Raw genomic sequence first — 13760 nt, 5'->3', positions numbered from 1 at the left:
GCGTATGAGTATTTCCTTGCTAGTTGGCGAAATGCCTGAAGGCATCATCGATGTTGGTGAAGCGTGGGTGAACCTTGCTTGAAACAGATTTGTCGATGTCTTTGAGGCCAGAGGCGGTGACAATTGCGACGACACTTTCGTCTTCTCGGATTATGTTTTGACGTCGTGCTGTCGCAACAGCGGCCACAGGCATCACGGAGGAAAGCTCAAGGAATGTGCCCTCAGTGGCGGCTATTCGCTCTTGAAACGCAATCAGGCCGTCATTGCTGACTGGAACGGCGATGCCGTTTGAAGCGCGTAGTGCATTGAGAGCTTGATAGGTGCTCCGTGCTGCTCCGACCGAAATGGCGAGTGCGTTGAAAGAAGTGGGCATGTCTGGAATTTGATCTGCTTCCGTTTCAAGCGCTTTAGCGAGAGAGCCATGCGCTTCCGCTGCAAGAAGCCTTGGCACCCTGGAGATCATTCCGCATGTCATCAACTCACGAAAGCCGAGCCAGGCACCCGTAATTGCGTCTCCGTAGCAGACTGGAAAAGCACACCAATCCGGCACGTTCCCATGGAACTGTTCGATAATTTCGTAGGCGAGGGTTTTGTAACCCTCGATGCCGATCGGATGGCTGCCGACTACTGGATGCCTATAGGGCGATGTCGCAAACCAGCCGTAGCGTCTGACGCCTTCGGCGAGAAACGGCCAGCGGTCCTGCTTGTTTTCAAAGGGTACGATTTTTGCGCCATACTTTTGGATTTGAGAGAGCATGGGGCCCGCAGAACCGGCAATGGTGGCAACGACGCATTCCAGGCCCGCACGCGCAGCATAGGCCGCCAGCGATGCGCCGGCGTTTCCGCTTGAACTCGTTGCGACGACGGATGCACCTGCCTCTACTGCGGCGGTAACAGCAACCGTTGAAAACCGATCCTTGTGTGACCAGGTCGGATTGTAGCCCTCATTCTTGATGAAGAAATTGGGCGCGCCGATTACGGCCCCAATTCGTTCGGAGCGAAGGAGTGGCGTTAAACCTTCGCCAAGCGAGACTGCTCTACTTTCATCGAAAGGGAGCCTTTCAGAATAACGCCAAAGCGACGGTAGATCGGACCTCCCATTGTCTATAAATGTTGCCGGAAATGGTGCGCGATAAAGAACTCTCAAATTTGAAGAAGCGGTGTGCAGACATGACGGGCAACCGCGGGAATCGATTGGTAGATCGATTGGAAATTCGCTGCCGCATCGATAACAGGAATATGCTACTATCTGGTGCGTCATCACAGCACCAAGAGGTTGTCGCCGTTGTTGGTCAGCATTTCCGCGCCGGTTGAACGGACGACGAGCATGTCCTCGACTTGAAGGCCAACATGTCCCAATTCGTAATAGGGCGTCTCGATACAGAGAACCATTCCCTCTTCGAGAATATCGGCGCTACCGGCAGAAAGAAGCGGAAGATCATATCCATCCAGGCCGATTCCGTGCCCAACGTGACTGCGTTGGTAGTGAGGAATGCCCTCCTTGCGGACCGTATCGACAACAATGTCAAAAATTTTCGACGCTACAATGCCCGGACGAATTTGCTCTATGCCGCGCTGAACGCCACAATTCAAAGCATTGTATTTTGTTTGAATGTCCTGTGATGGTTCGCCGAAGCTAACATTTCGTGCAATGTCTGCGCGATAATGCTTAAAATGGCCCCCGACATCGAAGCGGATTATGTCACCGTCTTTAAGACGGCGATCCGAAGGCTGGACGTTCATGAGCGCGCTACGCTCTCCAAAGCCGATACACCCCAAAACAGGAAAACCATCTTCCACAATCGTCTGGCAATGAAATGCTCTGGCGAAATCCCGTTCTGTCACGCCAACGCCTGCGACACCGAGCGCAGCTGCAATGGACCTTTCGGTAATTGCGCCAACGGTCGCGAGCCGCTCGATTTCTTCTGCGGTCTTGACGGCGCGTATCCATCTAAACAGCGCTGCGGCAGTAACCCAGATGACGCCGGGTAACTTGCTTTGAAGTTTTTCCATGTCACCGGGCAGCAGTCCGACTTCATCGATACCGATGCGCGCCTTAGTCAATTTCAGTGAACGGATTTCCGCCACAAGAGCATCGAGCGCATTGCCCTCATCGGGCTGTTTGAAGAGCTTTTCCTCTCTCAAACTTACAGTGTCGAGTTTCGCCGATGGAGCTATATCGACGGTGAAAGACCCAAACCGGCGAACTTTTGTTTGCACATGCTGATCAGCAAGAAGATCAAGTGTAGATGTTCCTGTTATGACAATCGAAGACGGGGTAGCGGATTCCGATGTGAGAAGCGCAAAGGCCTGTGGGCCGCGCCTGATCCACTGTGGCAGACACCAAAATCCGCTGGAATATAGAACGTTTTCTGGTGAGGTGGCCACAATAGCGGCCAGGGCATGCTTCGCCATCATGGCGTGGAGACGCTCTTCATGTAACAACATTAGGTATCTCTTCCTCCTCTGAAATATACTTTCCCTCGAAGCCCAATCCCTTCGATACGCGGTGCGCAGCTGCAGTGACGCTTCGTGCGACATCGCCGATTTTAACTTTTGGATAGACCGCGCGTGGAAATGCGATGCTGAGAGCAGCTGTTACAAAGCCGGCAGCATCATAAATCGGAGCGCCAACCGAGATGACGCCCTCCAGGTTTTCCGAGATGGCCGTGGCATAGCCGAGCGAGCGGCCCAGACGCAGTTGCTCGACCAATTTATCCACGTCCACGACTGTTCGTTCGGTGAGTTGTTTGAGCGGTTCGCGGCCAAGTAACTCCGAAATCATCGTGTCGCTCATGCCGAACAGCAATGCTTTGCCAAGTGCAGTGGAATGCAACATCATCGCTTCACCGGGATGAGCTCTAATAACGACCGGGCTGTCGGACTGTACGGCAAGTACATAGATGCCGACCAATCCTCGCCTGACACCGAGGAAGCCGTTGAAACAGCCCCCGGCCGCTAACTCCTTGAGCTCCCTTTCCGCGAGCGCCATCAGCCTGTCTCGTTGGAAAACATGTTGCGCGAGCCCAAGCACTGCATACCCGATCTGATAGCGGCGACCATTTTCCTGTTCCACATATCCTTGCGCGGCCAATGTGTTCAGAAGCCTTTGGGCGACAGATGGGGTCAATTCTAGCCGTCGAGCAATTTCTCGGACGCCCAGCGGTTCAGGAGTGTTCTTGAGCAGGCCCAGGATTAGCAAACCTTTTTCTAGTGAGAGATTGTTACTCATCAAGTGTTCCTATTATAAGAACAGTGTTCCATTTAATGAACATTAAAGTCCTCGGATCGTCTCGGTGTCAAGCAGAATGTTCACTATAGTGTGTCGTCATATAATGTACGCCCCTGCGACCGTCGCGGCATGGATATACGCTCGGTCATTGGACTCAACGTTCTGAGAATCCGGCGTGAACGCCGTTTGACGCAAGAAGAACTGGCGTTCCGCTTGACCTCGACGCGCGCTTATATAAGTGGGTTGGAGGCGGGTAAGCGTAACCCGACTATTTTGACGCTCGTACAGCTTTCCGAGGCGCTTGGTGTCGACCTCGATGATCTTCTGCGTCGCAATCAAAAGATTGATAAATAATAGAAAATTTACAGCGTCGTACCATTTTTTTCTCTGGTCTGTATGTTGCGATCAATGAGGCGTTCGGCGCTGATTTGCATGGCTAGGGATAGAGCTTCGATCGTATCGAGAGTGGGCGAGCATTCCTCACGCTCAAGCTTGCCAATGAAATTTCGGTCAAGTCCGGCGAACTCGGCCAGGCGTTCCTGTGTAAGGCCGGATTGCTGGCGACAGAGTCGCAAATTTCGCGCAAAGATAGCGGTTAATCTCATAATCAATAGCAATCCAGATTACGCGTTGTGTGGCCACCTATTATAATAATCAAACGCTCTTTACAGACTTGCAATTGCGATGTTTCAAAAGGTACTTCTAATAGTAGAAAGGCCGATATTCGACCGAATAGAAGTGAAAAATATGCTTCGGCGCTGTGGTCAATTAAGAAAGTGAGAGGCTGAACATATCCAGTCAGTTCAATTTCTGTATCGGCCGTCCAATTAGAGGCGAAACGGTTGCAAAGTGATGGAAGATATAGACTCTACACTCGAAGAGTACTGACTGAGCAGGAGAAAAATGTACTTTACTGGACGGCAGAAGGAAAAACACAATGGGAAATTTCTGTTATACTCGGCATTGCGGAAACAACAGTAAAAACGCACTTAAAAAAATTCGCGTATCAAGCTAGAGGCCTCGAACAAGACACACACGGTTGTCAAAGCCATTCGCCAGTCTGAGCTTCCGCTATTCGACAGGCTACATTGGCTGACCATTGAAGGTAAGCAAGCATCTACGATCGATAGCAATGATGATTTGAACGCAAGAACGGGCTCACGAGTACCAAGCCGGGGTGTCAGTCGCCCCCAATTGGCAAAAATCCTTCAAAAAGTCGACGAGTGGATTAAGGAGGCTCATACCCCAGTGGAACTTTTTGCTGCGTTGGATCGAGGCTGTAACGTTCTCGGGTTCGATGCAGTCATGCTTTCATGTCACAAGTCGACCAAAGAGGCGTTATTGCTTAACCCTACTTACTCCACCATCCCGCTGGATGTCATGAGGGAATATAAGCGCCAGAACTGGATTGAGAATGATGTCCTTCTACCTCACATCATTGGGGGCAGCCGCGCATTCATCTGGGACAGCACGTTCGATCGGTATCGAGACCCTCGTGGTCAGGGGTTTCTTCAGTTTCTAAAGCAATTCCGATTGGCAACGGGGATTTTAGTCCCGCTCGAAGATGAAGAGGGTTTTAAGAGTTTCGTGTCGTTGCACGCATATTTTCAGACGCAATTTGATCTCAACCTCATCGACGCGGTCGAGGCATTTGGGAAAAATGCGAAGAAAAAGGCAGATGAATTAGGAATATAGTCAGCTTTACGAGTAATCCAGATATTCTTATTGGAAAGGGATGTTCCATGCAGGAAACGAATGCGGAAGTCTTTATCCGTTCAATGGATCCAACGAGGGTATCCAGAAAAATAGAAGAAAAGGTCAAGCCCTTGTGCAGCTCCGTATTCCACGGAGAGTGTGCGACTTTCTATTCTCTATCCAATGGAAAAGCCGCAATCAAAACCGCAGATAATGGCATTGTAGTATGGGTTTCGGCGCGAAACATTGTCGATTTCTATGGTATTTTGACGGTCCTTTCCGGTTACATGTACTTAACCATAGCCACCTTAACCGAGATCGATTGGCAGCCGGTAAGTGGAGCTCCCTTTCAGGAAACTCTGTAGCTCTGCCAGGAGTTACAGATGAAAATAGATCGCAATGCTCTTGAGGAAATCAGCACGCCGGAAACGGGGCACCTGACGTTAGAATGTAGCGCTGATTTCACGCGTAATGAATTTGCAGAATTTATTGATATGACAAAATCTTTCTTAACTATTTTTTAACCTTGCTTATTCGAATAAAATAATTCAATTAAATGTTCCTTCAAATAAACTATTCGAGTATATCTATACATAAGCCAAAAGAATAGCTAATATAAGCTAATATGATATTGTCTTAACAGTTATTTTAGAATATTTCGGAAATAAATTTACAGAATGCATTAACGTATTTCGTCTAGAAAATTATGCATAGTCCTAATGGATTTGAACATAATTGTCTTTAATATTTCCTCCGCTTAGTTAAGCGATAGGAATACTGTTTACAATTTAAAGGGTAACAAAATTAAGTTGGACATCCTTTCGGGCCCTGCGTGGCTTCGACGCTGGAGTACGGCGGAGAGGCTTGCAATTGTCTACGAGGCGGACGCGACGGTCAGTCGTAAGCTTTCGCTGCAAAGCACATCTGTCTTAGCTTGACGTCTTGAAGTTCCGCGGAAGCAGGTCATCGAGGCGACTTAGGGGATGTCCACTTGCGATGGTGGTCAGCGTATCCTTAAGATAGACAAACGGTTCGACGCCGTTGATTTTAGAGGTCTCGTTCAGCGAAGCGATGCGACCCCAAGCGATACCGCCTTCGTCGTGACCTGTAAAGAGCGCGTTCTTGCGATTGAGAGCGATGGGTCGGATGAAATTTTCAACCCTGTTGGAGTCGATCTCCACGCGACCATCTGTCAGGAAGGTTTGCAGGCCGACCCATTGGTTATGGATATAGGAGAGCTTTTTCCCAGACGTGATTTGGCGGATACCTTGCAACGTTGTGCCTGAAGCCATTCACCGAAGGCCACCACCAGGGGCGCAGTACGGGTCTGGCGGGCCGACAGACGCTGTCCCACAGGGATGCCGCGCATATCGGCCTCGATTGCATAGAATTCGGCAATGCGGTGTAAGCCTTCGGCGGCGATCTCGGAGCCGTCCCGGTCGAAGACCTCCTTCAGCTTGCGCCTTGCATGTGCCCAGCAATTGGCCAATTGAACGGGACTGCCACCCTCGCGAGAGGAGCTAGTCTGCCGATTGTAACCCTGATAGCCGTCGATCTGTAGAATGCCATCGAAACCACTCAGGAAGGTTTAGGCATTCTCGCCCGCGCGACCTGGGGCATAAAAGTAGACGACGCTGGGCGGGTCCTCTCCGCACCGTGGTAGGTCATCGCGAGCCCGTGCCCAGATATCCGGGTTTTGTCGTTCCGCGTCCCGGATCCAGCACCGGCGCGGTGGTTTCATCCATAAACAGCTTTCCAGACCGCTTCAGATGGTCGGCCGGCCTTTCGACCACCGGCTTCAGGTGGAACGCTGCCTTGCCGACCCAATCGGTCAGAACGGCTCGGTGCAGATCAAGGCCTGCTCGTGCCAGAATCTGGCTTTGACGATATAATGGCAAATGATCCGCATACTTGCGGACCAGAACATGGGCCAGTGTTGTTTCCGTGGGCAGGCCACCGGTGATCAGGTGAGCCGGTGCCTGGGTCACCGCGTCGGTGCAAATTCGGCAGGCATATTTTGGACGCACTGTAACGATGATACGCAACTGCGCCGGTACGATGTCCAGCCGCTCGCTTCGGTCTTCACCGATCTTATGCATCACGCCACAGCCGCAAGGGCAAACCAGGCTGTCCGGTTCGATGATCTCTTCAATACGCGGCAATGTGGCAGGCAAATTGCCGATGATGCGTCTGGCTGCAGGCCTGGTTGTTCCGTCGCCTGCTTTGGCGGCACGCGTTTCCTTCTCTGCCTCCACTTCCGCAAGCGCGATAGACAGATCATCGAACGCCAGCTGTCGCTCGTCTTCTGACAGCTTTTCCGGCCGTTTTCCATGCAAGGCGTGGTTCAGTTCGGCAATCAGGTGCTCTTGTCGCCGGGTGATGTCTTTCAGCGCCGAACCTCTTCCATCAATGCCAGAACTGCCGCACGTTGCGCAGCAGGGATGGCGGAAAGATCAAGGGCGGGAGCAGTCTGCATCAGTCGAAGTTATCACCAGACGCCAGCAAAAACACGCGGATCCAGAGACTTGATTCATTCTGCCACAGCTGGCGCCCGGGCTTCCAACGCCTTGACCTTGCGCCAGTCGAGCCCAGAAAAAGCGGCTCAAACTGTGCATGGTTCAGTGCTATCACCCCGTCGCTGACGGCAGGCTAGGTGAAGCTGGTATCCTCCAGTCGCTTGTAAGCCATCACCAGCCCGGTACCGTCCCAGTATAGTAACTTCAATCGATCCGCCCGGCGTGAACGGAACACAAATACGGTACCCGTGAACGGATCCTTGCGCAAAACTGATGACACCAGTGCAGCCAGCCCGTGATGCCCCTTGCGGCAGTCTATGGGCTTCGTCGCAACCATGATCCGCACCCGGTTGGAAGGAAACATCATAGGTAAGTAGCCAACGCGTGCACGACCGACGCGATCCGATTCGCCAAAGCGCCTGCTTCCAGTCGAATGGTCACTGCACCCACCACGATTTCCGGACGCGTGTGAGCAGCGCCATCGACGCTCGACGCTTTCTCAACTGGGCCAACCATCAGCGTTGCAAATTCCACCGGATCGTCCAGCGCAGGCAATACCAGCCGTCTCCGTTTTGCAAGCGTCCGCCATGACGACACATGGTTCGAAAGCAAACCATGGCGGCGTGCAACTTCACCTACCGTCACGCCGGGCGTCGGCGTCTCGGCCACGATCCGCGCTTTCAAATAATCTGGCCACTTGCGGTTCCGGCGGCTTTGTCCTTCAACCGGGAGAACCTCCAATGTACACTCCTTGGAGAACATCCAAACTGATCATCACAACACTTCAATGAGATAATCAGCCCTATATCCGGAAGGTGGAGTGCAGAATGCGCTTACGGTCAGTTTGGTCGCGCGTCGTCATGGCATTGCGCCTAACCAGCTGTTCGCGGGGCACAAGAGGTGATGGAGCTGGACCCGTTTGCTCCATCGGTGTTTGCCTTCTGCAATCGCAGGCGTGACCGGGTGAAGCTCTTGTTCTTTGATCGGTCCGGGTTTGTTATGGTCCTGAAGAAGCTACCAGAAGATCGGTTCAGGTGGCCCCGCCGGGAAACTGCGGTGGTGACGCTGACGACAGAGCAACTCCACTGGATCCTCGATGGCATCGATATAGATGCGATGGTCCGCCATCCCGTGCGGCAGTATCAGATTGCTGGCTGAGGATGACAAATTGCGATTGACGCGCAGGGGCGGCGGTTCAGATGGGGTGGTTGCCGCCCTCCCGAGACGGCATCGCAATGTGCCAAGATGTGGTGTTGTGACCACTTAGCGGAAAGGACGGCAACCGTTATGAACGATATGATGATTGGCGTGGATTTAGCAAAGAATGTCTTTCAACTGCACGGTGCTTCGATGAGCGGGCAAGTCAGGTTTCGAAAGAAGCTGTCACGGCAGAACTTTTCCAAGTTCATGGCGGAACACCCACCGGCGTTGGTGGTGATGGAGGCCTGCGGCAGCGCGCATTACTGGGCACGTGAGATGGTTAGGCTTGGCCACGAAGTGAAGCTGATCGCGGCGCAATATGTACGGCCGTTTGTCAAGCGGCAGAAGAACGATGCGACGGACGCGGAGGCTATTGTAATTGCGGCCCAGCGACCGGAAATGCGCTTCGTGGAGCCAAAATCCGCGGATCAGCAGAGCCGAGCGATTCTGTTTCGGGCTCGAGAACGACTCGTCCATCAGCGCACAGAACTGGTCAACGCGCTGAGAGCATGCCTTTATGAATATGGCCATGTTGTTCCTCAAGGTCGTAACCACTTCAAGCGTATTGAAGAGATTTTGGACGGGCTAAACAGCGACTTGCCTGCGTTGATGCTTGATGAATGCCGCGACTTGTTGAAACAGATCGCTGAGAAGACGGCCCGCATCGACGAGCGGACCGCAAAGATCAAGGCATTGTCGGCTGAAGCTGACACGGCGCGGCGCTTGCAGACCATTCCTGGCGTTGGCCCTTTGACAGCCTTGGCGATAGAAGCCTTTGCCCCGCAAATGGAGAACTTCGGGCGTGGCCGTGACTTCGCCGCATGGCTGGGCCTTGTGCCACGTCAGTTCTCGTCGGGCGGCAAACAACGACTGGGACGCATTTCCAAGTCAGGGCAGTCTGATATCCGCAGGCTGCTGATTATTGGGGCAATGACACGTCTGAACTGGCTGGGGCGGAAATCCATACCCGAAGGATCGTGGTTGGCGCGCATGCTCGCGCGAAAGCCCCGAATGTTGGTCGCGATCGCACTGGCCAACAAGATGGCGCGCACGGTCTGGGCATTGCTGACAAAACATGAGGATTATCGAGTTCCGGCACAGGCGCCAGCAACATGATGAAGGTGTTGTAGGTAGCCTAATGTCGGAAAAAGGGGTGTGAGAAGGCGACGACCCGAATGGGCAAATGATCGAAAAGATATGGATCGGGAAAACCAGCCTTGAATCATGAGCAGAAGAGCTCGGGATTCAGATTTAGACCCGACCCGCAGATCACCATACCGGCCAGCGGCTTCTGTAAACGCCGTATCTACAGGCCTCACAGAAGACCGCACTCGATCACATGACCTTCGGTTCAAAGACTTCTTGCATCACGGGCGGCAACCACAGAAGATTCAAGAATCTGATGACGCGCACCGGCGAACCGAGCATTGCAGAACTGATGGCGCAATTGGCAGCCAATGCTGCCGAAATCGCCGCACTCAAAGCCGAGAAGGAAGCGCTCTCGCAGCGGGTCGTCAAGCTTGAAGAAGAACTGGCACTGGCAAAGCTGCACCGCTTTGCCCCCCGCAGTGAAAAGCACATTGATCGTCTCTTCAACGAGGCCGAAGAGGCTGCGGTCGAAGGTGGTAGCGAGGAAGACGATGACGTCGAGCTTCCGGATACTGGCTTGCCTGCGGCCGGGGGCGCTACGGGCAAAAACGGGGGCGCAGGCCCCTACCAGCAGACCTGCCGCGCGAGCGTGTCGAATACGACCTTGCTGACGATCAGAAGGCTTGCCCGTGCTGCAAAAGCCAAATGCATCGCATGGGAGAAGCCGTTAGCGAGCAGCTCCATATCGAGATCAAGGCAAAGGTCCTGCAGAACGTACGGTTCAAATACGCCTGCCGGCACTGTGACCGTACAGGGATTAACACGCCCGTCGTAATCGCGCCCATGCCCACGCAACCCCTGCCGGGCAGCATCGCCACCGCGTCGACGCTCGCCTTTGCTCTCGTCCACAAATACGTAGATGGCACGCCGCTCTACCGCGTGGCTCAGACATTCGAGCGTGCCGGCGTTCCGATTAGCCGTGGCGCTCTTGCGCATTGGGTCATCGGCTCGAGCGAGAAGCATTTACATCGCATCTACGATGCTTTGAAGCTGCGGCTGCAATCGCAGTCTCTCATCCATGGCGATGAGACGACGGTTCAGGTGCTGAAGGAAAAGGACAAGGAAGCCACCAGCACGTCGTACATGTGGGCGTACCGCAGCAGCGAGAACAGTGACGAGCCGATCGTGCTTCTCGACTACCAGCCCGGCCGCGGTCAGATTTACCCGCAGACCTTCCTTGGTGACTACCGTGGGATACTCGTCACTGATGGCTACACCGCCTGGCGCACATTGAATGGCGCAACCCATGTCGGATGCATGGCTCACTCCAGGCGGCGCTTCGTTGATGCTCTCAAGGCGAGAAAGAATGGTGGCGGCCCGCCGGAGCAAGCTCTCCGGTTCTTCGAACAGCTCTACCGGATCGAAAGGCAGGCGAGAGACAAGACCCCAGATCCGAGGGAGACAAACGCCGATTGCATTCGCCGTTTCCCCCAGCAGCACAGTCTGCCTATCCTGAACGCCCTAAAGGCGTGGCTCGACAATATCGCGCCAAAGATCGTGCCGGATACCAAGCTCGGCGATGCGGTGTCCTACACCCTGAACCAATGGAGTTACCTGACGCGTTACACCAGCGACGGCAGGATGCCGATCGATAACAACATTCTGGAACGCGAGATCAGAGTTTTTGCCACTGGAAGAAAATCGTGGCTGTTCAGCGATACCGCTGACGGGGCCAAGGCCAGTGCTGTGATCTACAGTCTGATGCTGACTTGCGCGCCTGTGGTGTCGACCCGCTCACCTGGCTACGCCACGTGCTTACTGAGCTACCTCAGCGCGAAGAAACGGCCGACATTGGCGACCTGCTGCCGTTCAACTTCTCCAAGGCAAATGCCCAATAAAGCTGCGTACCGCTAGAACCCGTGCGCGATTCCGCCTGAAGAGGCCGTCTAGGCGCATCGAAAATCGCGCTTACAGACAAGGAGACAATCGAGGGGGAAATTCTCAAGGAAGCCCTAGAAATCGGCAACGGTCCCAAAAAAGCATGCTGCACTCAGTCTCGCTGCCGAAGGACGTTTTGAGATAAAAGCGGTATGCGAGACGCCAGGTGTTGCCCTGTCGAATATCACCGCGCGACATCAACCACCCCAGTAAAACAGACGGCGGCTTGTTTTTCAGCTCGATGAGGATCAATGTCGTTAAAAATCGTTGATGACGGGATTGATCATGTCGGGTTCTGTGGCGGTGGCCAATAAAAAGAAAATAATGATTGCCTTATTTGTATTTGCTTTTTTAAGTATATTTTATGCATTATTTATGGAGGCGGTTAATATATTATACATATATATTACATACTCGCCCGTTCCGTTTTGGGATACGTGGGATAACATTACGTTAGTCCAGTTGGTCGGCAATTTTTTTTTCCCATCATAATGAACATCGGATAGTCCTGCCGAGGTTGTTTTTTATCCTCGATAGATATTTTGACGGCGGCAGGCAGATCATCCCACTATTTGGAACTCATATCCTCATGATCGGATATGGCGTTCTGATGGGGATTGTTGCGCGTTATCTCCTTAAGCTAAGCACTCTCGGAACTGTGGCCGTCAGCGCTTTGCTGTGCGGTTTATTTTTGAGTATGCAGCAGAGAAACATATTAGAGTGGGGTTTCATGGTGAGCTGGCCATTGGTGTATGTGTCAGCAATTCTTTCTTACGTTTTCGCGTTCGATGATAATCACAAAAAAAAACTCATTAATATACTCGTTCTTATTTGCATTTTTGTCGTCAATTTCCATGGCAAATGGCGCATTGACTCTAATTCCTGTGGCTGGGGTCACACTATTTACTGGAAAATGGCGACTTTTCCTGTTTTCGGTGATAGGCAGTGGAGCACTTTTACTATTGCACTTTTGGGGGTTAAAAGCGCAACATACATGTCTGCAGTCCGGTAACGTGATTGAGGTATTGAAATATACACTCGCTTATGTCGGCGGTCCTTTATATCTATTGCTTTTTTACGTTTTCAGCACAGCCCCGGACCCCTTGCGATATGGAGGAGAAGGCATCGATCCTGTTTTGGCGCTGTATGTCGGAGGGGCGCTGATCCTTGGATTTGCCATCCTAACGTTTCGCGTGTTGTTCGTTACCAAACGGCACATTCAGTTCACGTTAGTTGCTATTGGCGGTTTTGTCTTAGTTACGGCATTGGCGACATCGACAGGTCGCTTCAGTTATGGCTTGGCAACAGCCGTAGACGGTCGATACGGAATGGGCGGCGTCTTGTTTACAGTTGTCGTAGGGATGTTGTTCATTGACATCATTGTAAGCAGCGAAAGGTCTGCGAAACCGTATGTAGTGCTTGCAATGATTACTCTGATGTTTGCCACTGCGGCGCATCAAGTGCACATGGCTAAGCGTGATCGTGAATGGGCGAACCTTCGCAGAATGCCAGCGGCTGCATTGCTTGCTGACGTTAACGATAGCTTTGTTATGAAGTTAGTTTACCCATGGGAAAATGCATTTCCTTCTCTTCTGGAGGGAGTTCAGAAGGAAAGGCTAGGCATGTATTCGGAGAAATGGGCTGACTGGATCGGAAAGCCTTTGCCGCTTCCAGTTGTCGATGGAGCATGTTCTGGAGAGTTGAATACGAGTGAGCCGGTAGCAAACGTCCAAGGTGCGCTTCGTGTGAACGGCTGGGCGACTTATCCCAATGCAGGAATTGAGAATAAGCGTATTGTCATCCTCGACAGAACCGGTACGGTCGTGGGATATGGCTTCAATGGCTGGGTGACTGAAAAGGTGAGACCAGCTTTATCGGTTCTTGGTAGTTCCTTGGATGGGTGGTACGGTTATGTGGGCCCAGGCGCGGAGCAGCCGCTAAAACCGTTTCTGTTGATTAATGGTGGTCGCCAAGCTTGCCCCCTGCCGGGGTAATAGTTAGTGCCTTACGGTCGCACACCACTATCCACGATGGCCCTATCCTTTGCATTGTGACGGAGGGTAGGGTGTTGAAATCAAATACTTTCATGC

14 protein-coding genes and 3 pseudogenes are annotated in these 13760 nt (G+C 52.5%); 10 read left to right on the top strand and 7 right to left on the bottom strand.

Annotation, left to right across the window (positions count from 1 at the left end):
• Positions 1-19: 19 nt before the first annotated feature.
• The 3 genes from QLQ11_RS05685 to QLQ11_RS05675 are packed head-to-tail and all read right to left on the bottom strand — an operon-like array spanning position 20 to position 3232.
• Positions 20-1261 carry a threonine synthase gene (locus QLQ11_RS05685; RefSeq protein ID WP_283736051.1) on the bottom strand — a complete coding sequence of 414 codons (1242 nt, stop codon included), beginning with the start codon at positions 1259-1261 and terminating at the stop codon, positions 20-22.
• The gene (locus tag QLQ11_RS05680) at positions 1261-2448 is read right to left on the bottom strand and encodes a Xaa-Pro peptidase family protein (protein WP_283736052.1); all 1188 of its coding nucleotides are present in this window, start codon (positions 2446-2448) and stop codon (positions 1261-1263) included. The genes QLQ11_RS05685 and QLQ11_RS05680 overlap by 1 nt, the downstream gene beginning before the upstream one ends.
• Positions 2435-3232, bottom strand: coding sequence for an IclR family transcriptional regulator (locus QLQ11_RS05675; RefSeq protein WP_371835938.1), 798 nt, complete (start codon positions 3230-3232; stop codon positions 2435-2437). Before QLQ11_RS05675 ends, QLQ11_RS05680 begins: the two co-directional genes overlap by 14 nt.
• Positions 3233-3361: 129 nt before the next feature.
• Here QLQ11_RS05675 and QLQ11_RS05670 point away from each other — a divergent pair, with 129 nt between their 5' ends.
• Entirely contained in the window at positions 3362-3586 is a 225-nt protein-coding gene (locus QLQ11_RS05670) for a helix-turn-helix domain-containing protein (protein ID WP_109368533.1), read from the top strand.
• Positions 3587-3594: 8 nt separating this feature from the next.
• Here QLQ11_RS05670 and QLQ11_RS05665 read toward each other — a convergent pair whose 3' ends face one another.
• On the bottom strand, positions 3595-3837 hold the full coding sequence (locus tag QLQ11_RS05665) for a helix-turn-helix domain-containing protein (RefSeq protein ID WP_283736054.1): 243 nt from the start codon (positions 3835-3837) through the stop codon (positions 3595-3597).
• Between the two features lie 237 nt (positions 3838-4074).
• On the opposite strand from QLQ11_RS05665, the gene QLQ11_RS05660 reads away from it, so the two are divergent.
• The 4 genes from QLQ11_RS05660 to QLQ11_RS05645 all read left to right on the top strand — a co-directional run bounded on the left by QLQ11_RS05660 (position 4075) and on the right by QLQ11_RS05645 (position 5451).
• Complete coding sequence (locus QLQ11_RS05660; RefSeq protein WP_283736055.1) at positions 4075-4296, top strand: helix-turn-helix transcriptional regulator; 222 nt, start codon at positions 4075-4077, stop codon at positions 4294-4296.
• Between the two features lie 184 nt (positions 4297-4480).
• Entirely contained in the window at positions 4481-4927 is a 447-nt protein-coding gene (locus QLQ11_RS05655; RefSeq protein WP_283736056.1) for an autoinducer binding domain-containing protein, read from the top strand.
• Between the two features lie 47 nt (positions 4928-4974).
• Complete coding sequence (locus QLQ11_RS05650) at positions 4975-5292, top strand: hypothetical protein (RefSeq protein ID WP_283736057.1); 318 nt, start codon at positions 4975-4977, stop codon at positions 5290-5292.
• A gap of 18 nt (positions 5293-5310) precedes the next feature.
• Positions 5311-5451: a hypothetical protein gene (locus tag QLQ11_RS05645; protein WP_283736058.1), complete on the top strand. Its 141-nt coding sequence runs from the start codon at positions 5311-5313 to the stop codon at positions 5449-5451.
• A 405-nt stretch (positions 5452-5856) separates the two neighbouring features.
• On the opposite strand, the pseudogene QLQ11_RS05640 reads toward QLQ11_RS05645, so the two are convergent.
• The 3 genes and pseudogenes from QLQ11_RS05640 to QLQ11_RS05630 all read right to left on the bottom strand — a co-directional run bounded on the left by QLQ11_RS05640 (position 5857) and on the right by QLQ11_RS05630 (position 8184).
• Positions 5857-7403: pseudogene (locus QLQ11_RS05640) on the bottom strand (IS66 family transposase).
• Between the two features lie 173 nt (positions 7404-7576).
• Positions 7577-7780: an IS66 family insertion sequence element accessory protein TnpB gene (gene tnpB, locus QLQ11_RS05635; RefSeq protein ID WP_283736059.1), complete on the bottom strand. Its 204-nt coding sequence runs from the start codon at positions 7778-7780 to the stop codon at positions 7577-7579.
• Positions 7781-7806: 26 nt separating this feature from the next.
• Positions 7807-8184 (bottom strand): transposase, encoded by a 378-nt coding sequence (locus tag QLQ11_RS05630; RefSeq protein ID WP_283736060.1) that lies wholly within the window; start codon positions 8182-8184, stop codon positions 7807-7809.
• 162 nt (positions 8185-8346) lie between these two features.
• Here QLQ11_RS05630 and tnpB (QLQ11_RS05625) point away from each other — a divergent pair, with 162 nt between their 5' ends.
• The 5 genes and pseudogenes from tnpB (QLQ11_RS05625) (at position 8347) to QLQ11_RS05605 (ending at position 13664) form a co-directional block, all read left to right on the top strand.
• Entirely contained in the window at positions 8347-8601 is a 255-nt protein-coding gene (tnpB, locus tag QLQ11_RS05625; protein WP_235858900.1) for an IS66 family insertion sequence element accessory protein TnpB, read from the top strand.
• A 129-nt stretch (positions 8602-8730) separates the two neighbouring features.
• Positions 8731-9759, top strand: a complete 1029-nt coding sequence (locus tag QLQ11_RS05620; protein WP_283736061.1) for an IS110 family transposase — start codon at positions 8731-8733, stop codon at positions 9757-9759.
• Between the two features lie 286 nt (positions 9760-10045).
• Positions 10046-11630 (top strand): annotated as a pseudogene (locus tag QLQ11_RS05615) (IS66 family transposase).
• Positions 11631-11699: 69 nt separating this feature from the next.
• Positions 11700-11865 (top strand): annotated as a pseudogene (locus QLQ11_RS05610) (IS3 family transposase); the annotation flags it as partial.
• A gap of 593 nt (positions 11866-12458) precedes the next feature.
• Positions 12459-13664, top strand: a complete 1206-nt coding sequence (locus QLQ11_RS05605) for a hypothetical protein (protein ID WP_371835937.1) — start codon at positions 12459-12461, stop codon at positions 13662-13664.
• The last annotated feature ends 96 nt before the right edge of the window (positions 13665-13760 follow it).

Source organism: Ochrobactrum sp. SSR, assembly GCF_030067775.1.
GTDB lineage: Bacteria > Pseudomonadota > Alphaproteobacteria > Rhizobiales > Rhizobiaceae > Brucella > Brucella teleogrylli.
The sequence above is the reverse complement of the archived record's forward strand: the minus strand, read 5'-3'. Positions and strand labels throughout refer to the sequence as shown.